22 protein-coding genes are annotated in these 20,512 nt (G+C 61.9%); all 22 read left to right on the top strand.

Annotation, left to right across the window (positions count from 1 at the left end; all coding sequences use genetic code 11):
• The first annotated feature begins 18 nt into the window (after positions 1-18).
• Positions 19-363: an Hpt domain-containing protein gene (locus BLW22_RS20910; protein WP_065924960.1), complete on the top strand. Its 345-nt coding sequence runs from the start codon at positions 19-21 to the stop codon at positions 361-363.
• An 86-nt stretch (positions 364-449) separates the two neighbouring features.
• Positions 450-1,790 carry a flagellar hook-length control protein FliK gene (locus tag BLW22_RS20905; protein WP_074847407.1) on the top strand — a complete coding sequence of 447 codons (1,341 nt, stop codon included), beginning with the start codon at positions 450-452 and terminating at the stop codon, positions 1,788-1,790.
• A 274-nt stretch (positions 1,791-2,064) separates the two neighbouring features.
• Entirely contained in the window at positions 2,065-2,571 is a 507-nt protein-coding gene (fliL, locus tag BLW22_RS20900; RefSeq protein WP_065924962.1) for a flagellar basal body-associated protein FliL, read from the top strand.
• Positions 2,572-2,580: 9 nt separating this feature from the next.
• Entirely contained in the window at positions 2,581-3,549 is a 969-nt protein-coding gene (gene fliM, locus BLW22_RS20895) for a flagellar motor switch protein FliM (protein WP_065924963.1), read from the top strand.
• 38 nt (positions 3,550-3,587) lie between these two features.
• The gene (fliN, locus tag BLW22_RS20890; RefSeq protein WP_027603860.1) at positions 3,588-4,055 is read left to right on the top strand and encodes a flagellar motor switch protein FliN; all 468 of its coding nucleotides are present in this window, start codon (positions 3,588-3,590) and stop codon (positions 4,053-4,055) included.
• Position 4,056: 1 nt separating this feature from the next.
• Positions 4,057-4,491 carry a flagellar biosynthetic protein FliO gene (gene fliO / locus BLW22_RS20885; RefSeq protein ID WP_065924964.1) on the top strand — a complete coding sequence of 145 codons (435 nt, stop codon included), beginning with the start codon at positions 4,057-4,059 and terminating at the stop codon, positions 4,489-4,491.
• Complete coding sequence (fliP, locus tag BLW22_RS20880; protein WP_074847406.1) at positions 4,491-5,234, top strand: flagellar type III secretion system pore protein FliP; 744 nt, start codon at positions 4,491-4,493, stop codon at positions 5,232-5,234. The genes fliO and fliP overlap by 1 nt, the downstream gene beginning before the upstream one ends.
• A gap of 18 nt (positions 5,235-5,252) precedes the next feature.
• Complete coding sequence (fliQ, locus tag BLW22_RS20875; RefSeq protein WP_027603863.1) at positions 5,253-5,522, top strand: flagellar biosynthesis protein FliQ; 270 nt, start codon at positions 5,253-5,255, stop codon at positions 5,520-5,522.
• 4 nt (positions 5,523-5,526) lie between these two features.
• Positions 5,527-6,312, top strand: a complete 786-nt coding sequence (fliR, locus tag BLW22_RS20870; protein ID WP_027603864.1) for a flagellar biosynthetic protein FliR — start codon at positions 5,527-5,529, stop codon at positions 6,310-6,312.
• Between the two features lie 3 nt (positions 6,313-6,315).
• Positions 6,316-7,452, top strand: a complete 1,137-nt coding sequence (flhB, locus tag BLW22_RS20865) for a flagellar biosynthesis protein FlhB (RefSeq protein WP_065946824.1) — start codon at positions 6,316-6,318, stop codon at positions 7,450-7,452.
• A gap of 116 nt (positions 7,453-7,568) precedes the next feature.
• Positions 7,569-7,775 (top strand): cold-shock protein, encoded by a 207-nt coding sequence (locus tag BLW22_RS20860; RefSeq protein ID WP_027603866.1) that lies wholly within the window; start codon positions 7,569-7,571, stop codon positions 7,773-7,775.
• A 236-nt stretch (positions 7,776-8,011) separates the two neighbouring features.
• Positions 8,012-10,126 carry a flagellar biosynthesis protein FlhA gene (gene flhA, locus BLW22_RS20855; protein WP_370737638.1) on the top strand — a complete coding sequence of 705 codons (2,115 nt, stop codon included), beginning with the start codon at positions 8,012-8,014 and terminating at the stop codon, positions 10,124-10,126.
• A 12-nt stretch (positions 10,127-10,138) separates the two neighbouring features.
• A complete protein-coding gene (gene flhF / locus BLW22_RS20850) occupies positions 10,139-11,455 on the top strand; it encodes a flagellar biosynthesis GTPase FlhF (RefSeq protein ID WP_065924971.1) in 1,317 nt (438 codons plus the stop codon).
• Positions 11,456-11,560: 105 nt separating this feature from the next.
• Complete coding sequence (gene fleN / locus BLW22_RS20845; RefSeq protein WP_003192912.1) at positions 11,561-12,394, top strand: flagellar synthesis regulator FleN; 834 nt, start codon at positions 11,561-11,563, stop codon at positions 12,392-12,394.
• Positions 12,391-13,131: an RNA polymerase sigma factor FliA gene (gene fliA, locus BLW22_RS20840; protein ID WP_065924972.1), complete on the top strand. Its 741-nt coding sequence runs from the start codon at positions 12,391-12,393 to the stop codon at positions 13,129-13,131. Before fleN ends, fliA begins: the two co-directional genes overlap by 4 nt.
• Positions 13,132-13,300: 169 nt before the next feature.
• Complete coding sequence (locus BLW22_RS20835) at positions 13,301-13,675, top strand: chemotaxis response regulator CheY (RefSeq protein ID WP_160385018.1); 375 nt, start codon at positions 13,301-13,303, stop codon at positions 13,673-13,675.
• An 18-nt stretch (positions 13,676-13,693) separates the two neighbouring features.
• A complete protein-coding gene (locus BLW22_RS20830; RefSeq protein WP_065924973.1) occupies positions 13,694-14,482 on the top strand; it encodes a protein phosphatase CheZ in 789 nt (262 codons plus the stop codon).
• 11 nt (positions 14,483-14,493) lie between these two features.
• Positions 14,494-16,719, top strand: coding sequence for a chemotaxis protein CheA (locus BLW22_RS20825; RefSeq protein WP_074847405.1), 2,226 nt, complete (start codon positions 14,494-14,496; stop codon positions 16,717-16,719).
• 49 nt (positions 16,720-16,768) lie between these two features.
• The gene (locus BLW22_RS20820) at positions 16,769-17,902 is read left to right on the top strand and encodes a protein-glutamate methylesterase/protein-glutamine glutaminase (RefSeq protein WP_074847404.1); all 1,134 of its coding nucleotides are present in this window, start codon (positions 16,769-16,771) and stop codon (positions 17,900-17,902) included.
• Positions 17,902-18,642 (top strand): flagellar motor protein, encoded by a 741-nt coding sequence (locus tag BLW22_RS20815; RefSeq protein WP_027603872.1) that lies wholly within the window; start codon positions 17,902-17,904, stop codon positions 18,640-18,642. The genes BLW22_RS20820 and BLW22_RS20815 overlap by 1 nt, the downstream gene beginning before the upstream one ends.
• A 142-nt stretch (positions 18,643-18,784) precedes the next feature.
• Positions 18,785-19,672: a flagellar motor protein MotD gene (gene motD / locus BLW22_RS20810; protein WP_065924143.1), complete on the top strand. Its 888-nt coding sequence runs from the start codon at positions 18,785-18,787 to the stop codon at positions 19,670-19,672.
• Positions 19,673-19,723: 51 nt separating this feature from the next.
• A complete protein-coding gene (locus BLW22_RS20805) occupies positions 19,724-20,512 on the top strand; it encodes a ParA family protein (RefSeq protein WP_065924144.1) in 789 nt (262 codons plus the stop codon).

Raw genomic sequence — 20,512 nt, 5'->3', positions numbered from 1 at the left:
TGATCAAGGAGCGAGCAAGTGGCTGAGATTCATATGGACCCGGACGTGTTGTCGGGTTTGCAGGAGGTCATGGAAGGCGAGTACCCCAAGCTGCTCGATACCTTCCTCGATGATTCCCAAAAACGCGTCGAAGCGTTGCGCAAGGCACGGGACGACGCCAAGGCACTGGGGCGTATCGCCCATAGCTTCAAGGGCAGCAGTGGCAACCTCGGCGCAGTGCGGTTGGCGTACCTGTGCCAGCGCTTGGAGGCGGAGTCGGTCGAGGCCGCGGCGGACCTGGGGGCGCTGGTGGATCAGATCGATCATGAGTTTGCCTTGGTGAAGCCGATGTATGAGTCGGAGCGGCAGCGGTTCCAGATTTGATTCCATCAGTTTGAAAACCTGGCCCGACTCTTGCTCTACCTCCTGATACTGCATCCCCGATCCCCATGCAGTGGAGACCTTTACCTATGCCAGTCGCCCCGAATTCGCTTCTCCAGGCTGCCCCTGCGGCCAAGCCTCAAGCGCCTGCCGTCAATCCACCGGCAGTGGCTGCGGACCCACGGGACAAGGGCCCTGGCTTCGCTCAGGTGTTCGCCAGCCAGGGTTCCAAACCCACGGTCAAGGCTGATGACAACTCGGCCAAGCCCACGCGGGACAAGCCTGTCGATGCCAGCGCCAAGCCTGCGGCGGGCAACGACAAACCTGCCGCCGCCACGCCAGCGGTTGCCGATAGCGGCAATACCTTGCCTGCCAAGCCTGCGGCATCGTCCGACGACACTGCCAGCAAGGATGACGCTGTACCTGTGGATCCGGCCCTGGCGCAGCAGCCTGCGGTGGACCCGGTGGTCGACCCGGCATTGATTGCCACGGTCACCCCGGTGGTGGTGGTGCCAGTACCGGTGGAAACCCCGGCACCCGTTGCCGCTGCCAAGGATGATAAGGCCGCACCCGTGGTTGCGGCGCCAATCGCAGCGACCGAGGACGCCACGCCGGCCTTCGACCCTGAGGCCGATCCCCTGGACGCCATGCCGGCCGTACGCCTGGCAATGGAGCAGGGCGGGCATGTGTCGGCCAGCAGCCAGGCACCGGCCAAAACTGCCCCGACGACCACCCAGGACCAGCCAACCGCCGCCCAGAACTTTGCCGCTGGCCTGGCCACCATGGTCGACCAGCAAGCCACCAAGGACAGTACGGACCAGGGTGGCGACAAGGCCTTCAGCGGCTTGATCGAAGGCGGCCTCAAGGACTTGAAGGAGGCCAGCAGCGACACCCGCGTCGATGACTTCGCCAACCGCCTGGCCGCATTGACCCAGGCGGCCACGCCGAAAACCGCGAATGCCTTGCCGCCGGTGACGAATGCGCCGCTGGCCATGCATCAGAGCGGCTGGACCGACGAGATCGTCAACCGTGTGATGTACCTCTCCAGCGCCAACCTCAAGTCGGCGGAGATCCAGTTGCAACCGGCCGAACTCGGGCGCCTGGACATCAAGGTCAACATGACCGCCGACCAGCAGGCCCAGGTCAACTTCATGAGCGCCCACCCGGTGGTGCGTGAAGCCCTGGAAAGCCAGTCCGGTCGCTTGCGCGAGATGTTCGCCCAGCAGGGCATGGGGCAGGTGGATGTGAACGTGTCCGACCAGTCCCGTGGCCAGGAGCAGCAGCAACAGCAGGCGCAGACGGGGGGCGTTAGTCGCAGCGGGCGGGGTGGCGACAGCGGCGACAGCGGCAGCCACATTGAAGTGGCCGAAGCCGTGGCGCCCGTGACTTCGACGGTGATCGGCTCCAGCGCCGTCGACTACTACGCCTGATGTAAGTCTGGCATAGGACAAAATGTGGGTGCTGGCTTGCTGTGGTGGGTGGGCTTGCTGTGGTGGGTGGGCTTGCTGTGGTGAGCGGGCTTGCCCCGCGCTGGACTGCGCAGCAGTCCCATTGTCGGTGAACAAGCCCACCCACCACAGCCCCCCCTTCCACATTTTTTTTGCGGCATTCCCTTGTCTGTGTCCAGCCAGACAACTCTGGCATAACACTTGCTCTTGCCTTTCCGTAGATCTATGAATCCCCGAATAGTGACGGATTATTGGCATGGCGAAGAGCGACGACGCAGCAAAAGCACCCGCACCCGCAGGCAAAGGCAAGCTCAAGCTTATCCTGATGATTGTCGTGGGCCTGCTCCTGGCCATCGGCGCCTCGGTGGGCGGCACCTGGTACATCATGCACAGCAGTGCCAGCAAGCCGGCACCTGCCGCCGAAACCGCCACTAACGCCAAGCAACCGGCAATCTTCGAGCCGATGCTTCCGGCCTTTGTCGCCAACTTCAATCAGAACGGTCGTCAACGCTACCTGCAGGTGAGCATCACTTTGCTGGCGCGTAACCAGTCGGACCTGGATGCCCTCAAGGTGCATATGCCCGTGATCCGCAACAACCTGGTGATGCTGTTTTCCGGGCAGAGTTTCGACACCCTGGCCACCCCGGTGGGCCAGGAAATGCTGCGCCAGAAGGTCACTGCCAGCGTGCAGGAAGTGGCCCAGAAGGAGCTCGGCAAAGTCGTGATCGAGCAGGCGCTCTTCACTAATTTCGTATTGCAGTAGGATCACCCCATGGCCGTGCAGGACCTGCTGTCCCAGGATGAAATCGACGCGCTGTTGCATGGCGTCGACGACGGTCTGGTACAGACTGAAATGGCTGCCGAGCCCGGCAGCGTCAAAAGTTATGACCTGACCAGCCAGGATCGCATCGTCCGTGGACGCATGCCGACCCTTGAGATGATCAACGAACGTTTCGCCCGTTACACCCGGATCAGCATGTTCAACATGCTGCGCCGCTCGGCGGACGTGGCGGTGGGCGGCGTGCAGGTGATGAAGTTCGGCGAGTACGTGCACTCGCTGTACGTGCCCACCAGCCTCAACCTGGTCAAGATCAAGCCATTGCGCGGTACCGCGCTGTTCATCCTCGACGCCAAGCTGGTGTTCAAGCTGGTGGACAACTTCTTCGGCGGTGACGGCCGTCACGCCAAGATCGAGGGCCGTGAATTCACCCCTACCGAATTGCGCGTGGTGCGCATGGTGCTGGAACAGGCCTTCATTGACTTGAAGGAAGCCTGGCAGGCGATCATGGAAGTCAATTTCGAGTACATCAACTCGGAAGTGAACCCGGCCATGGCCAACATCGTCGGGCCGAGCGAGGCCATTGTGGTGTCCACGTTCCACATCGAGCTCGATGGCGGTGGCGGCGACCTGCACGTGACCATGCCGTACTCGATGATCGAGCCGGTGCGCGAAATGCTCGACGCCGGCTTCCAGTCCGACCTGGACGACCAGGACGAACGCTGGGTCAAGGCCCTGCGCGAAGACCTGCTGGATGTCGACGTGCCGCTGAGCGCCACCGTGGCCCGGCGCCAGTTGCGCCTGCGGGATATTTTGCACATGCAGCCGGGGGACATTATCCCGGTCGAATTGCCGAACGAAATGATCATGCGCGCCAACGGCGTGCCGTCGTTCAAGGTCAAGCTGGGGTCCCACAAGGGCAACCTCGCTTTGCAAGTGGTTGAGCCGATCAACCGTCGCTGATCCCTATTTATGAATGTTTGCTCCGCCGAGGACATGTAATGGCTACCGAACACGAAAACACTTCCGCCGAAGACCAGGCCCTGGCTGACGAGTGGGCTGCGGCCCTGGAAGAGACCGGCGATGTTGGCCAGGATGATATCGACGCACTGCTGGCCGCTGATGCCGCCACAGCACCAGCGGGTAATCGCCTGCCCATGGAAGAGTTCGGCAGCGTGCCGAAGAACAACGACCCGGTGACCCTCGATGGGCCGAACCTGGACGTGATCCTCGACATCCCGGTGTCGATCTCCATGGAAGTGGGCAGTACCGACATCAACATCCGCAACCTGCTGCAACTCAACCAGGGCTCGGTGATCGAGCTGGATCGCCTGGCCGGTGAGCCGCTGGACGTGCTGGTCAACGGCACCCTGATCGCCCACGGCGAAGTGGTGGTGGTCAACGAAAAGTTCGGCATCCGCCTGACCGACGTGATCAGCCCAAGCGAACGCATCAAGAAGTTGCGCTGATATGAAACGGCTGATGGTGGGACTGTTCGCCGCGCTGCCATTGGTGGCGTGGGCGGCGGAGCCGGCGGCCCAAGTTGCCGCTGCGCCCGTCGGCGGCAGCGTTGGCGGGCAACTGACGCAGCTGGTGCTGGGCCTGTTGCTGGTGGTCGGCTTGATCTTCGTGTTGGCCTGGCTGATGCGTCGTGTGCAGAGCATCGGCCCGGGCAATGCCCAGGTCATCGAAATGATCGGCTCGCGCGCCCTCGGCCCGCGTGACCGGCTGGTGCTGGTGCAAGTGGGCGAGGAACAGATCCTGCTGGGCATTACCCCCGGCCGAATCACGCCGCTGCATGTGCTCAAGACCCCGGTGCCAACCACCCAATCCCAGCCCGCCACGCCAGAATTCGCCCAGCGCCTGATGGAATTGCTGGGCAAGGATCAGAAGGATAAGAAGTAATGCGCGTTTTATTGACGCTCATGCTGTTGCTGGCCGCGCCATTGGCGCTGGCCGCCGACCCGTTGTCGATCCCGGCGATTACGCTGGGTACCAACGCGGCGGGGGCCCAGGAGTATTCGGTCAGCCTGCAGATCCTGCTGATCATGACTGCGCTGAGCTTTATCCCGGCGGTTGTCATGCTGATGACCAGCTTCACGCGGATCATCATCGTGTTCTCGATCCTGCGTCAGGCCCTGGGCCTGCAGCAGACGCCGTCGAACCAGATCCTCACCGGCATGGCATTGTTCTTGACGCTGTTCATCATGGCGCCGGTGTTCGACAAGGTGAACCAGCAAGCCCTGCAGCCGTACCTGGCCGAGACCATCACGGCCCAGGTTGCGATTGACCGGGCGCAAGGGCCGATCAAGGATTTCATGCTGTCGCAGACCCGCTCCAGCGACCTTGAGCTGTTCATGCGCCTGTCCAAGCGTACCGACATCGCGACCCCGGACCAGGCGCCGCTGACCATCCTGGTGCCGGCGTTCGTCACCTCGGAACTGAAGACCGCATTCCAGATCGGCTTCATGATCTTTATCCCGTTCCTGATCATCGACCTGGTGGTGGCGAGCGTGCTGATGGCCATGGGGATGATGATGCTGTCGCCGCTGATTATTTCATTGCCGTTCAAGATCATGCTGTTTGTGCTGGTGGACGGCTGGGCGCTGATTATCGGCACGTTGGCCGGCAGTTTCGGAGGGGTGTGATTTGTTAGGTGAAGCAGCATGACCCCAGAAGTCGCCGTCGACCTGTTCCGTGAAGCACTGTGGCTGACCACCGTGATGGTTGCCGTGCTGGTGGTGCCGAGCCTGTTGGTGGGCCTGCTGGTGGCGATGTTCCAGGCCGCGACCCAGATCAACGAACAGACCTTGAGTTTCCTGCCGCGCCTGCTGGTGATGCTGATCACCCTGATTGTCGCCGGCCCGTGGCTGGTGCAAACCTTCATGGAATACATCCTGCAGCTGTACGGCAGTATTCCGCAGTTGATCGGCTGACCCGATGCAGTCCTTGCTGGCATTGACCGACACCCAGATCAGCACGTGGGTGGCCTCGTTCATCCTGCCGTTGTTCCGGGTGACGGCGGTGCTGATGAGCATGCCGGTGTTCGGTACTACCCTGGTGCCGCGCCGCATCCGCCTGTATTTCGCCGTGGCGATCACCGTGGTGCTCGTGCCTGGCCTGCCGCCGATGCCCCCGGTCAACGCACTCGACCTCAGTGCCTTGATGCTGATTGCCGAGCAGATCCTGATCGGCTCGCTGCTGGGCTTTTCGCTGCAACTGTTCTTCCAGGCGTTCGTGATCGCCGGGCAGATCATCTCGATCCAGATGGGCATGGGCTTCGCGTCCATGGTCGACCCCACCAACGGCGTATCGGCGGCGGTGATCGGGCAGTTCCTGACCATGCTGGTGACCTTGTTGTTCCTGGCCATGAACGGCCACCTGGTGGTGTTCGAGGTGTTGACCGAAAGCTTCACCACCTTGCCGGTAGGCTCCGGGCTGGTGGTCAATCACTTCTGGGAGCTGGTGGGGCGTCTCAGTTGGGTGCTCGGTGCCTCGCTGTTGCTGGTACTGCCGGCGATCACGGCCTTGCTGGTGGTCAACATCGCGTTTGGCGTCATGACCCGCGCGGCGCCACAGCTGAACATTTTCTCCATTGGTTTCCCCTTGACCCTGGTGCTGGGCATGGGGATTTTCTGGGTCGGCCTGGCCGACATTCTCAATCAGTATCAACCGCTGGCGACCGACGCCTTGCAGTTCCTACGTGATCTGGCACGGGCGCGCTGAGCCATGGCCGAGAGCGAGAGTGGTCAGGACAAGACAGAAGACCCCACGGAGAAGCGTAAAAAGGACTCCAGGGAAAAGGGCGAGATTGCCCGTTCCAAGGAGCTCAACACCGTTGCGACCATGATGGCCGGATCCGGTGCCTTGCTGATCTATGGTGGCGGCCTGGCGCTGGACTTGATGGAGCTGATGAAGCACAACTTCACCTTGCCCCGCGATGTGCTGCTCAACCCTGGCTCCATGGGTCAATACCTGCTGCACTCGGGCAAGATCGCGATATTGGCGGTGCAGCCGATCCTGATCACCCTGCTGCTGGCCGCACTGATCGGCCCGGTCGCCCTCGGCGGCTGGCTGTTCGCCGCCGGCAGCATGGCACCCAAGTTCAGCCGCATGAACCCTGCGGCCGGTCTCAAGCGCATGTTCTCCGCCAAGGCCCTGGTGGAGCTGCTCAAGGCCCTGGCCAAGTTCATCCTGATTCTGTTCGTGGCACTGATGGTGTTGTCGTCCGACATCGACGACCTGCTGCGCATCGCCCATGAACCCCTGGAGTCGGCGATCATCCACAGTGTGCAGGTGGTGGGCTGGAGTGCGCTGTGGATGGCCGCCGGGCTGATCATCATCGCGGCGGTGGATGCGCCGATCCAGTTGTGGGAAAGCCACAAGAAACTGCTGATGACCAAGCAGGAAGTGCGCGACGAGCACAAGGATCAGGAAGGCCGCCCCGAGGTCAAGCAACGCATCCGCCAGCTGCAGCGGGAAATGTCCCAACGCAAGATGATGGCCTCGGTGCCCGACGCCGACGTGGTCATCACCAACCCGACCCACTACGCCGTGGCCCTCAAGTACGACCCGGAGAAGGGCGGCGCGCCGATGCTGCTGGCCAAGGGCAGCGACTTTACCGCACTGAAAATCCGTGAAATCGCCGTGGCCCACGACATCCTGCTGCTGGAATCGCCGGAGCTGGCGCGGTCGATCTTCTACTCCACCGACCTCGACCAGGAAATCCCGGCGGGGTTGTACCTGGCCGTGGCCCAGGTGTTGGCGTATGTCTATCAGATTCGCCAATACCGCGCGGGCAAGGGGAAACGCCCGGATCCGCTCAAGGACCTGCCGATTCCGCCGGAGTTGCGTCGCGATTCCTGACCTCCTACCACTCGTCACTAACTGCCGTCTACCTGTCAACTTTGACAGTAGTCAATCTTATTTCCAGCGCGTTTGATTAGGCTCAGGTCTTAAAACAAGCAGGGTGGAGAAGGTTAATGGCAACCGGCATCGTAAAGTGGTTCAACGCAGAAAAGGGGTTTGGTTTCATCAAGCCGGACGATGGTTCTGAAGATGTATTTGTGCATTACTCGGGGATCGTTTCCGGCGGTTTCAAAAGCCTGGATGAAAACCAAAAGGTCGAATACGTGCTTGCCAACGGCCCCAAGGGGCTGCAGGCAACTGAAGTTAAAACTGTGAGCTAGCCCGCGAGCGCTAGTTTCGCTGTCGGCAATGGATGTGCACAGAACCGACTGCGGGAGGGGGCTTGTCCCTCCCGCAGTTGGAGTGTTTACATCCGATAGAGCTCGGGCGCCTGTAGCGATCCACCTCCTCAAAAGCAAAGTTGGAAGGCTTCTTGCAATACCGCCTCCAGGACGCCTCCCGGCGTCAAAAGTTTGCTTCAAGGAAACGAGGAATACCGGTGGTGGATCGCTCTCAAATGTTCAGCACGGCCCGTGGCACCCTGACTGACCTCTCGCGGGGCAATCTGGGTGTGCCGTTGTTGTTGCTGGTCATGCTGGCAATGATGATGTTGCCGATGCCGCCGTTCCTGCTGGACGTGTTCTTCACCTTCAACATCGCCCTGTCCGTCGTCGTCCTGCTGGTGTGCGTCTACGCCTTGCGGCCGCTGGATTTCGCGGTGTTCCCGACGATCCTGCTGGTGGCAACCCTGTTGCGCCTGGCGCTGAACGTGGCGTCCACCCGTGTGGTCATGCTCCACGGCCAGGATGGCCACGCCGCTGCCGGTAAGGTGATCCAGGCCTTCGGTGAGGTGGTGATTGGCGGTAACTACGTGGTCGGTATCGTGGTGTTCGCGATCCTCATGATCATCAACTTCGTGGTGGTGACCAAGGGCGCCGGGCGGATTTCCGAGGTGAGCGCACGCTTTACCCTCGACGCCATGCCCGGCAAGCAGATGGCTATCGACGCCGACCTCAACGCCGGCCTGATCGACCAGAACCAGGCCAAGACCCGCCGCTTGGAAGTCGCCCAGGAAGCCGAGTTCTACGGTTCCATGGACGGTGCCAGTAAATTCGTGCGCGGTGACGCCATCGCCGGCCTGCTGATCCTGTTCATCAACCTGATCGGCGGCATGGCGGTCGGGATCTTCCAGCACGGCATGACCTTCGGCGATGCGGGCAAGGTGTACGCCCTGCTGACCATCGGTGACGGTTTAGTGGCGCAATTGCCATCACTGTTGTTATCTACAGCTGCCGCCATCATGGTGACCCGTGCTTCGGGCTCCGAAGACATGGGCAAGCAGATCAGCCGCCAGATGTTTGCCTCGCCCAAGGCCCTGGCCGTGGCGGCCGGCATCATGGCGATCATGGGGATCGTGCCGGGCATGCCCCATGTGTCGTTCCTGAGCATGGCGGCCCTGGCCGGCGGCGCTGCCTACCTGTTCTGGAAAAAGCAGAATGCGGTCAAGGTCCAGGCCCTGCAAGAAGTTGCGCGCCAGCAGGAACTGCTGCCATCCCCGGCCCGCGCCCAGGAAACCAAGGAGTTGGGCTGGGACGACGTGACCCCGATCGACATGATTGGCCTGGAAGTCGGCTACCGCCTGATTCCGCTGGTGGACCGCAACCAGGGCGGCCAGTTGCTCGCGCGGATCAAGGGCGTGCGCAAGAAGCTGTCCCAGGACCTGGGCTTCCTGATGCCCACCGTGCATATCCGCGACAACCTCGACCTGGCACCCAGTGCCTACCGCCTGACCCTGATGGGCGTGATCCTGGCCGAAGCCGAGATCTACCCGGACCGCGAGCTGGCAATCAACCCCGGCCAGGTATTCGGCAGCCTCAACGGCATTACCGCCAAAGATCCGGCTTTTGGCCTGGAGGCGGTGTGGATCGAAATCAGCCAGCGCAGCCAGGCGCAGTCCCTGGGCTACACCGTGGTGGACGCCAGCACCGTGGTCGCCACCCACCTCAACCAGATCCTGTACAAGCACTCCCACGAGCTGATCGGCCACGAAGAAGTCCAGCAATTGATGGGCTTGCTGGGCAAGGCCTCGCCAAAACTGGCAGAAGAGCTGGTGCCGGGCGTGCTGTCGTTGTCGCAACTGCTCAAGGTGCTGCAGGCGCTGCTGGCCGAACAGGTGCCGGTACGCGACATTCGCAGCATTGCCGAGGCTATCGCCAACAATGCCGCCAAGAGTCAAGATACCGCCGCGCTGGTGGCGGCGGTGCGTGTCGGATTGTCCCGCGCAATCGTGCAAAGCATTGTAGGGCTTGACTCCGAGCTGCCTGTGATCACCTTGGAGCCAAGGTTGGAACAGATATTGCTCAATAGTATTCAGAAGGCAGGACAAGGCCAGGAAGAGGGCGTTCTGCTGGAGCCAAGCATGGCTGAGAAACTGCAGCGTTCGTTGATCGACGCCGCACAGCGCCAGGAAATGCAGGGCCAACCGGTGATTCTGCTGGTGGCGGGTCCGGTCCGGGCGATGTTGTCGCGGTTTGGACGTCTGGCAGTACCGAATTTGCACGTTTTGGCTTATCAGGAAATTCCTGACAACAAGCAAGTGACTATCGTCGCGACAGTAGGGCCCAACGGCTGAGGGTAGTGGGTTATGCAAGTTAAGCGTTTTTTCGCCGCCGATATGCGTCAGGCCATGAAACTGGTCCGCGATGAGCTGGGCGCCGATGCCGCGATTATCGGTAATCGTCGTATTGCCGGCGGTGTCGAGCTGACGGCTGCCCTGGACTACACCCCCTCGGCATTGGCGCCGCGTGTGCCGAACATGGAGCTCGAAGACGAACTGCGCAAGACTGCTTCGCGCATCGTCTCGGCCCAGGCTGAGCTGAGCATGCGTGGCGACAGCGATGCCACCACCAATCGCCAGTTGTTCGCCGGCCTGCCGCTGACCGCCGCCGAGCCGCTGGTTGAGCCAACGTTCATCGAACCGCCACGTCCTGCCGCGCCAGCCCCGGCCGCCGCAGTCGACCAGCGCGTCTTCGACTCAATGCGTTTTGAACTCAACGGCCTGCGCGAATTGCTGGAAGTGCAACTGGGTTCACTGGCCTGGACCCAACTGCAAGGCAGCAAACCGCACCAGGCCAACCTGTGGCGCCGCCTGCAACGCATCGGCCTGTCCGGCCCGTTGTCCCGCGACCTGTTGGCCCTGACCACCGAAATCGAAGAGCCTCGCCAGGCCTGGCGCATGTTGCTGGCCCACCTGGCGCGGATGATCGCCACCCCGGAAATCGAACCCCTGGAAGAGGGCGGTGTGATCGCCATGGTCGGCCCTGCCGGCATGGGCAAGACCACCACCCTGGCCAAGCTGGCGGCGCGCTATGTGCTCAAGTACGGCGCGAACAGCATCGCGCTGGTGAGCATGGACAGCTACCGCATCGGCGCCCAGGAACAGCTCAAGACCCTGGGCCGTATCCTCAATGTGCCGGTCACCCACGTCGACCCGGGCCAATCCCTGGCCAACGCGCTCGATCCGTTGCTGCGCAAGCGCGTGGTGCTGATCGACACCGCCGGCCTGCAGGCCAGCGATCCGGCGTTGCGCCTGCAACTGGAAAGCCTGGCCGGGCGTGGTATCAAGTCGAAAAATTACCTGGTGCTTGCAACCACCAGCCAGAAACAGGTTCTTACCGCTGCGTACCATAGCTACAAGCGTTGCGGTCTGGCCGGCTGCATCCTGACTAAACTGGATGAAACCGCCAGCCTGGGCGAAGTGTTGAGCCTGGCTATCAGCCATGAACTACCGGTTGCCTACCTGACCGACGGCCCGCGGATCCCGGATGATTTGCATCTGCCGCGCCGTCATCAACTGGTCAGCCGCGCTGTCAGCGTGCAAATGCAAGAAGAGCCTAGCGAGGAAGCGATGGCCGATATGTTCGCCGACCTTTACCACAACCCGGCAAAGCGGGTGGGTTGAGGCGCGATGAACACCGTGAAATGTACCTACATCGATGGTCTGCAAGCGATTCACGCGGCCAAGCCATGTAGCCTGCGTCTAAGCAAGACAAGGTAAAGAAATAAAATGGGCAGCATGCATCCCGTACAGGTGATCGCGGTGACCGGCGGCAAAGGTGGCGTCGGAAAAACTAACGTGTCAGTGAATTTGTCCCTGGCCCTGGCAGAGCTTGGCCGTCGCGTCATGCTGCTGGATGCTGACCTGGGGCTGGCGAACGTCGACGTTCTGCTGGGACTGACGCCCAAACACACCCTGGCCGATGTGATCGAGGGGCGCTGTGAGCTGCGCGACGTGCTGCTCCAGGGCCCAGGCGGGATCCGCATCGTGCCGGCCGCCTCCGGTACCCAGAGCATGGTGCACCTGAGCCCGGCGCAGCATGCCGGCCTGATCCAGGCATTCAGTGACATCGGCGACAACCTTGACGTGCTGGTGATCGACACCGCCGCCGGGATCGGCGAGTCCGTGGTCAGCTTCGTGCGCGCGGCGCAGGAAGTCTTGCTGGTGGTCTGCGATGAACCCACCTCGATCACCGACGCCTACGCCCTGATCAAACTGCTTAACCGTGACTACGGCATGAACCGCTTCCGCGTCCTGGCCAACATGGCCCAGAGCCCGCAGGAAGGTCGCAACCTGTTCGCCAAGTTGACCAAGGTCACGGATCGCTTTCTCGATGTCGCCTTACAATACGTCGGTGCAGTTCCCTACGACGAGTGTGTGCGCAAGGCTGTGCAAAAGCAGCGTGCAGTCTACGAAGCGTTCCCTCGTTCCAAGTGCGCATTGGCGTTCAAGGCTATTGCCCAGAAGGTCGATACCTGGCCGTTGCCTGCCAACCCTCGGGGGCATCTGGAGTTTTTCGTCGAGCGATTGGTGCATCAGACGAGTGCAGGACCGGTGCTATGACAGCGAACGGCTATAACGCTTACAAGAAGTCTGCCCGTGACAGCCAGGGCGAGTTGATCGAGCGCTATGCGCCACTGGTCAAGCGCATCGCCTATCACCTGCTGGCACGCCTGCCCGCCAGCGTCCAGGTCGAAGACCTGATCCAGGCGGGCATGATCGGCCTGCTCGAAGTGTCGACCAAGTACGACGCGAGCAAGGGCGCGAGCTTCGAGACGTATGCGGGCATCCGCATCCGTGGCGCGATGCTCGACGAAGTGCGCAAAGGCGATTGGGCGCCGCGTTCGGTGCACCGCAATACACGCATGGTCAGTGACGCAATTCGTGCAATTGAAGCAAAAACCGGTCGCGACGCTAAAGATCACGAAGTTGCGGCCGAACTCCAATTGAGTCTCGACGATTATTACGGGATTTTGAACGATACCTTGGGCAGCCGCCTGTTCAGTTTCGACGACCTGTTACAGGACGGCGAACACGAAGGGCTGCATGAGGACGGCGCGAGCACGCATATGGAGCCGTCGCGTGACCTGGAAGATGAGCGTTTCCAGGGAGCGTTGGCGGACGCCATTGCCAACTTGCCGGAGCGCGAGCGGTTGGTGTTGGCGCTGTACTACGACGAAGAGCTGAACCTCAAGGAAATCGGTGAGGTCCTGGGGGTCAGCGAATCCCGTGTCAGCCAGTTGCACAGCCAGTGCGCGGCCCGCTTGCGGGGGCGTCTGGGAGAGTGGCGAGCGCGCTGACAGGCAGTGTGGGGAGCATTGCAAAGCGATACCGCGAAGGTGATAGCCTTCGCGGGCTCGGGCCGTGGTGCCCTCGGCAGTCCTTTTTGTGTAATGCCTGTTGATTGAAATGGCGCGTCCAGGTGCTGGGCGCGTTTAAGACTGCTTGGAGGTCGAATTGGACAAGAACATGAAAATCCTCATCGTTGATGACTTCTCAACGATGCGGCGGATCATAAAAAACCTGTTGCGTGACCTTGGGTTCACAAACACGGTCGAGGCGGATGACGGCCTTACGGCGATTCCGATCCTCAACAGCGGGAGCATCGACTTTCTGGTAACGGACTGGAACATGCCGGGGATGACCGGTATCGACTTGTTGCGCCACGTGCGTGCCGACGAAAAATTGCGCAGCCTTCCCGTGTTGATGGTGACCGCCGAAGCCAAGCGTGAACAGATCATCGAAGCCGCCCAGGCCGGGGTCAACGGTTACGTGGTCAAACCATTCACTGCACAGGCCTTGAAAGAGAAGATCGAAAAGATCTTCGAACGCATCCACGGCTGATGCCATCGCGGGGGAGCTATGGAGCATAAAGAAACGTCACAGGGAGACTTTGAGTCGACCCTGAAAAAGCATGCTCACCAGTTGGTCGACAGCCTTGAAAAAGGCCAGTTCGGCGATGCGGTGCAGTTGATCCATGAGCTCAACCAGACCCGTGACCGAGGCCTGTACCAGGAAGTGGGCAAGCTCACACGCGAGCTGCACAGCGCGATCGTCAATTTCCAGATTGACCCGCACATGCCCCAGGCCGAAGAGATTTCGCAGATCACCGACGCCACCGAACGCCTGTCCTATGTGGTCAGGCTGACCGAGGCGGCGGCCAACCGCACCATGGACCTGGTGGAAAACGCCACGCCCCTGGTCAACGGCATGGCCACGGAAGCCCACGCCCTGAGCGTTGACTGGGGCCGCTTCATGCGCCGTGAAGTCGGTGCGGAAGAGTTTCGTGAGCTGGCACGTCGGGTCGAAGGGTTTTTGTCGCGCAGCGAGCAGGAAAACCGCACGGTTTCCAGCAACCTCAATGACATTCTGCTCGCCCAGGATTACCAGGACCTGACCGGTCAGGTGATCAAGCGTGTGACCCAGTTGGTCACCGAAGTGGAAAGCAACCTGCTCAAATTGGTACTCATGGCCGGCCAGGTCGACCGTTTTGCCGGCATCGAACATGACCGCGAAGCGATCCTCTCTGAAAAAGATCCACAAAAACATCTCGCCAAGGGTGAAGGTCCGCAGATTCATGCCGATAAACGTGAAGACGTTGTGTCAGGTCAGGATGACGTAGATGACCTGTTATCCAGTTTAGGCTTCTAAGGAGCACCCACATGAGCTTCGGCGCCGATGAAGAGATCCTTCAGGATTTCCTTGTAGAGGCCGGCGAAATTTTAGAGCAACTGTCCGAACAACTGGTCGAGCTGGAAAGCCGCCCGGATGATGCGAACCTGCTCAATGCAATTTTTCGCGGTTTTCATACTGTAAAAGGGGGCGCCGGCTTCCTCCAGCTCCATGAGCTGGTGGAGTGCTGCCACATCGCCGAGAACGTGTTCGACATCCTGCGCAAGGGTGAGCGTCACGTTGATTCGGAGTTGATGGACGTGATTCTCGAAGCACTGGATGCGGTCAACGGCATGTTCAGCGAAGTGCGCGAGCGTGCCCCGATCACCGCAGCCACTCCGGAACTGCTGGCCGCCCTGGCGCGCTATGCAGAGCCGGCCGACACCTCGGCAGCGCCGGTGGTCGAAGCCGTACCGGAACCGGTGGCGGAGCCTGAAGCGGATGTGACGGACAGCGAGTTCGAGCAACTGCTCAGCTCCCTCAGTGCCGTCAAGGCCGAAGCCGAAGCGCCGGCTGCGGTTGCCCCGGCTGCCCCGGCTGCCGCGCCGACCAGCGAGGACATTACCGACGCTGAGTTCGAGTCCCTGCTCGATCAATTGCACGGCAAGGGCCAGTTCGCCGCCGACGCCGTGGCGCCTGCCGGTGCCGCCGCCGGTGCTGCGCAGGCGCCTGCCGCTTCTGCCAGCACCGACATCACTGACGATGAATTCGAAGCGTTGCTCGACCAGTTGCATGGCAAGGGCACCTTCGCGGCCGATGCCTTGCCGGCAGTCGCCGCTACGGCCGCGGCCCCGGCAGCACCCGCTGCCGGCGCCAAGCCTGCGGACGATGGGTTGATCTCCGATCACGAATTCGAAGCACTGCTGGACGATCTGCACGGCAAGGGCAAGTTCACCGAAGTCGCCCCGGCCGCTGCTGCAGCCACGGCGGCACCGGTTGCCGCCAAAGCCGCCGCGCCCGCCGCCAAGCCTGCGCCTGCGCCGGCTGCTGCCCCGGCTCCAGCGCGTGCCGCTACGGCGCCGGTCGCGGAAAAACCGGCCAGTGAAGCCGAAACCACCGTACGGGTCGATACCGCGCGGCTGGACGACATCATGAACATGGTCGGCGAGCTGGTACTGGTGCGTAACCGCCTGGTGCGCCTGGGCCTGAGCAGTGGCGATGAAGCCATGCAGAAGGCCGTGTCGAACCTCGACGTGGTCACCGCCGACCTGCAGACCGCGGTGATGAAAACGCGCATGCAGCCGATCAAGAAAGTCTTCGGCCGCTTCCCGCGCCTGGTTCGCGACCTCGCGCGCCAGCTGAAGAAAGAGATCAACCTGGAACTGGTGGGTGAAGAAACCGACCTCGACAAGAACCTTGTCGAGGCCCTGGCCGACCCGCTGGTCCACTTGGTGCGCAACGCTGTCGACCACGGTGTCGAAACCCCGGAAGAACGCGAAGCCTCAGGCAAGTCCCGTGGCGGCAAGGTGATCCTGGCGGCGGAGCAGGAAGGCGACCACATCCTGCTGTCGATCACCGATGACGGCAAGGGCATGGACCCGAATATCCTGCGCAGTATCGCCGTCAAGCGTGGCGTGATGGACAAGGACGCCGCCGACCGCCTGACCGACACCGAGTGCTACAACCTGATCTTCGCCCCCGGCTTCTCGACCAAGACCGAGATTTCCGACGTGTCGGGCCGTGGCGTGGGCATGGACGTGGTGAAGACCAAGATCAGCCAGCTCAACGGCTCGATCAACATCTACTCGACCAAGGGCCAGGGCTCCAAGATCGTCATCAAGGTGCCGTTGACCCTGGCGATCATGCCGACCCTGATGGTGATGCTGGGCAACCAGGCGTTCGCCTTCCCGCTGGTCAACGTCAACGAGATCTTCCACCTCGACCTGTCGCGCACCAACGTGGTCGACGGCCAGGAAGTGGTGATCGTGCGGGACAAGGCGTTGCCCCTGTTCTACCTCAAGCGCTGGCTGGTTGCATCGGCCGCCCATGAAGAGCAGCGCGAAGGCCATGTGGTGATTCTCTCCGTGGGCACCCAGCGTATCGGCTTTGTCGTCGATCAACTGGTTGGCCAGGAAGAAGTGGTCATCAAGCCTTTGGGCAAAATGCTGCAGGGAACCCCGGGCATGTCGGGTGCGACCATCACCGGTGACGGTCGGATCGCGCTGATTCTCGATGTTCCGAGCATGCTCAAGCGTTACGCCGCTCGGCGTATTTGATTCTGGTGGGGCATAGGCGGTATTGCCCGCCCCACCTAACGGAGTGTTTATGGCAGTCAAGGTCCTGGTGGTGGACGATTCGGGTTTCTTCCGCCGCCGCGTCTCGGAAATTCTTTCCGCCGATCCAAGCATCCAGGTGGTCGGCACGGCCACCAACGGCAAAGAGGCGATTGATCAAGCCATTGCGTTGAAGCCGGACGTGATCACCATGGACTACGAGATGCCGATGATGGATGGCATCACGGCAGTCCGGCACATCATGCAACGCTGCCCGACCCCGGTATTGATGTTCTCCTCGCTGACCCACGAAGGCGCCCGAGTGACCCTCGACGCGCTGGATGCGGGGGCGGTGGACTTCCTGCCGAAGAATTTCGAAGACATCTCGCGCAACCCCGAGAAGGTCAAGCAACTGCTGTGCGAGAAAGTCCACAGTATTTCCCGCAGCAACCGCCGCAGCCTGTTCAGCGCGCCAGCCCCTGCGCCGGCACCGGTTGCTGCGCCGGCGGCGCCTGCCGGTTCCACGTTTGGCCGCCCGGCGCCTGCGCCGGTTGCACGGCCTGCCGCGCCGCCGGTGCGGACGTCCGCACCGGCGGCTGCCCATTCGCCTGCGCCCAAGCGCAAGGCTTATAAACTGGTCGCCATCGGCACCTCCACCGGCGGCCCGGTCGCCTTGCAGCGCGTGTTGACCCAATTGCCGGCCAACTTCCCGGCGCCGATCGTGTTGATCCAGCACATGCCCGCCGCGTTCACCAAGGCCTTTGCCGAGCGCCTGGACAAGCTGTGCCGCATCAGCGTCAAGGAAGCCGAGGATGGCGACATCCTGCGTCCTGGCCTGGCGTTGCTGGCTCCGGGCGGCAAGCAGATGATGGTCGACGGCCGTGGCGCGATCAAAATCCTGCCGGGTGATGAGCGCCTCAACTACAAGCCGTGCGTGGACATCACCTTCGGTTCGGCGGCCAAGTCCTACGGCGACAAAGTTCTGGCGGTGGTGCTCACCGGCATGGGCGCCGACGGTCGTGAAGGCGCGCGCCTGCTCAAGCAGGGCGGCAGTGCGATCTGGGCCCAGGACGAGGCCAGCTGCGTGATCTATGGCATGCCCATGGCCATCGTCAAGGCTGACCTGGCCGACGCCGTCTACAGCCTGGACGATATCGGCAGGCATCTGGTGGAGGCCTGCCTCTGATGGATGTATTGAGCCTGATCGGCATCATCCTGGCGTTTGTCGCCATTATTGGCGGCAACTACCTCGAAGGCGGTCACCTGGGCGCCCTGGCCAACGGCCCGGCGGCGCTGATCGTGATTGGCGGCACGGTGGGCGCCGCGTTGCTGCAGTCACCGATGAGTTCGTTCAAGCGCGCGATGCAAATCCTCATCTGGATCATTTTTCCGCCGCGTGTCGACCTGGCCGGTGGCATCGATCGCGTCGTCAACTGGAGCCTCACCGCGCGCAAGGAAGGCCTGCTGGGCCTCGAAGGCGTGGCCGATGCCGAACCCGACAGCTATTCGCGCAAAGGCCTGCAATTGCTGGTGGACGGCGCCGAGCCGGAAGCGATCCGCAGCATCCTCGAGGTGGATTTCTACACCCAGGAAAGCCGCGACATCAACGCCGCCAAAGTGTTTGAAAGCATGGGCGGCTACGCGCCGACCATCGGCATCATCGGCGCGGTGATGGGCCTGATCCACGTGATGGGCAACCTGGCCGATCCGTCGCAACTGGGCAGCGGCATTGCCGTGGCGTTCGTTGCCACCATCTACGGGGTGGCCAGTGCCAACCTGGTGCTGTTGCCGGTGGCCAGCAAGCTCAAGTCGATTGCCATGCGCCAGTCGCGCTATCGCGAGATGCTGCTCGAAGGCATCCTGTCGATTGCCGAGGGCGAGAACCCGCGCTCCATCGAATTGAAGCTCCAGGGCTTCATGGATTGATGGTCATGAACCCTGTAGGAGCGAGCTTGCTCGCGAAAATCGTCAACGATAACGCGGGCATCCTGGATGAACGCGTTGCTCTCGGGTTTTTCGCGAGCAAGCTCGCTCCTACAGTTGATTTGTTTTGCGGAGGTAATCGCCTGTGAGCCGTCGCCGTCGCGAGCCTGAAGAACACGTCAACCACGAGCGGTGGCTGGTGTCCTATGCGGACTTCATCACCTTGCTGTTCGCCTTTTTCGTGGTGATGTACTCCATCTCGTCGATCAACGAAGGCAAGTACAAAGTCATTTCCCAGGCGTTGATCGGCGTGTTCAACGACGCCGACCGTTCGCTCAAGCCGATCCCGATTGGCGAAGAGCGGCCCAAGACCGTGACCCCGGCCAAGCCGCTGGTCAATGACAGCGACGAAACCGCTGCCGGTGTGGGCGGCACCAGTGATCCGCTGAAAAGCATCGCCGATGACATCAGTGCCGCGTTTGGCGACCTGATCAGCTCCAACCAGATGACCGTGCGCGGCAATGAGTTGTGGGTGGAGATCGAGCTCAATTCCAGCCTGCTGTTCGCCAGTGCCGATGCATTGCCCAGCGACCAGGCGTTCACCATCATCGACAAGGTGGCGGCGATCCTCAAACCGTTTGAAAACCCGATCCACGTTGAAGGCTTTACCGACAATGTGCCGATCAGTACTGCGCAGTACCCGACCAACTGGGAGCTGTCATCGGCCCGTGCCGCGAGCATCGTGCGCATGCTCGCGATGCAGGGCGTGAACCCTGGACGCCTGGCGTCGGTGGGGTATGGCGAGTTCCAGCCGGTGGCCAATAACGCCACGCTCGAAGGCCGCGCACGCAACCGTCGGGTGGTGCTGGTGGTGTCCCGAAACCTGGAGGTGCGCCGTAGCCTGACCGGCACCGGTACCGCCAATGCAACACCGGATGCGGCCTTGAAGCGCGCTGGCACACAAACTGCACCGGCCCCTGCAAAGCCGCCGGTTCAGCAGAGTGCCGTCAATTCTCCGTCGCCGGCTCAATAACCTTATGCAATGTCTCGGTCGCGCGTGTGCCCACCGGGAGGAACCATCCGAATGAGAGTCTGGGCAGTTGCCAATCAAAAAGGTGGAGTCGGCAAGACCACCACCTCCATCGCTTTAGCCGGCTTGCTGGCCGAGGCGGGCAAGCGTGTGGTCGTGGTCGACCTCGACCCCCACGGCTCGATGACCAGCTATTTCGGCTACGACCCGGATGCGCTGGAGCACAGCAACTACGACCTGTTCCTGCACAAAGGCAACGTACCGGCCGACCTGCCCGGGCAATTGCTGCTGCCCACCAGTAACGAAAGCATTTCCCTGCTGCCGTCGAGTACCGCGCTGGCCACCCTGGAGCGCCAGTCGCCGGGGCAGAGCGGCCTGGGCCTGGTGATCGCCAAGACCCTGGCGCAACTGTGGCAGGACTTCGACTACGCGATCATCGACAGCCCGCCATTGCTCGGCGTGCTGATGGTCAACGCTTTGGCGGCCAGCCAGCAACTGGTGATCCCGGTGCAGACCGAGCACCTGGCGGTCAAGGGCCTGGAGCGCATGGTCAGTACCCTGGCGATGATCAACCGTTCGCGCAAACAGGCGTTGCCCTACAGCATCGTGCCCACCCTGTTCGACCGCCGCACCCAGGCGTCCCTGGGCACCTTGCGCGTCCTGCGCGATGCCTACCCGGAGACCATCTGGAACGGCTACATCCCGGTGGACACCCGCCTGCGTGATGCCAGCCGTGCCGGGCTCACGCCGTCGCAGTTCGACGGCAAAAGCCGCGGTGTGCTGGCCTACCGGGCGTTGCTCAAGCACCTGCTGTCCCAGCAGCTTGTGGCGCAGGTGGCCTGA

Origin of the sequence: Pseudomonas marginalis, assembly GCF_900105325.1 — a bacterium.
Lineage (GTDB): Bacteria > Pseudomonadota > Gammaproteobacteria > Pseudomonadales > Pseudomonadaceae > Aquipseudomonas > Aquipseudomonas marginalis.
This window is presented reverse-complemented; position numbering and strand designations above follow the sequence as displayed.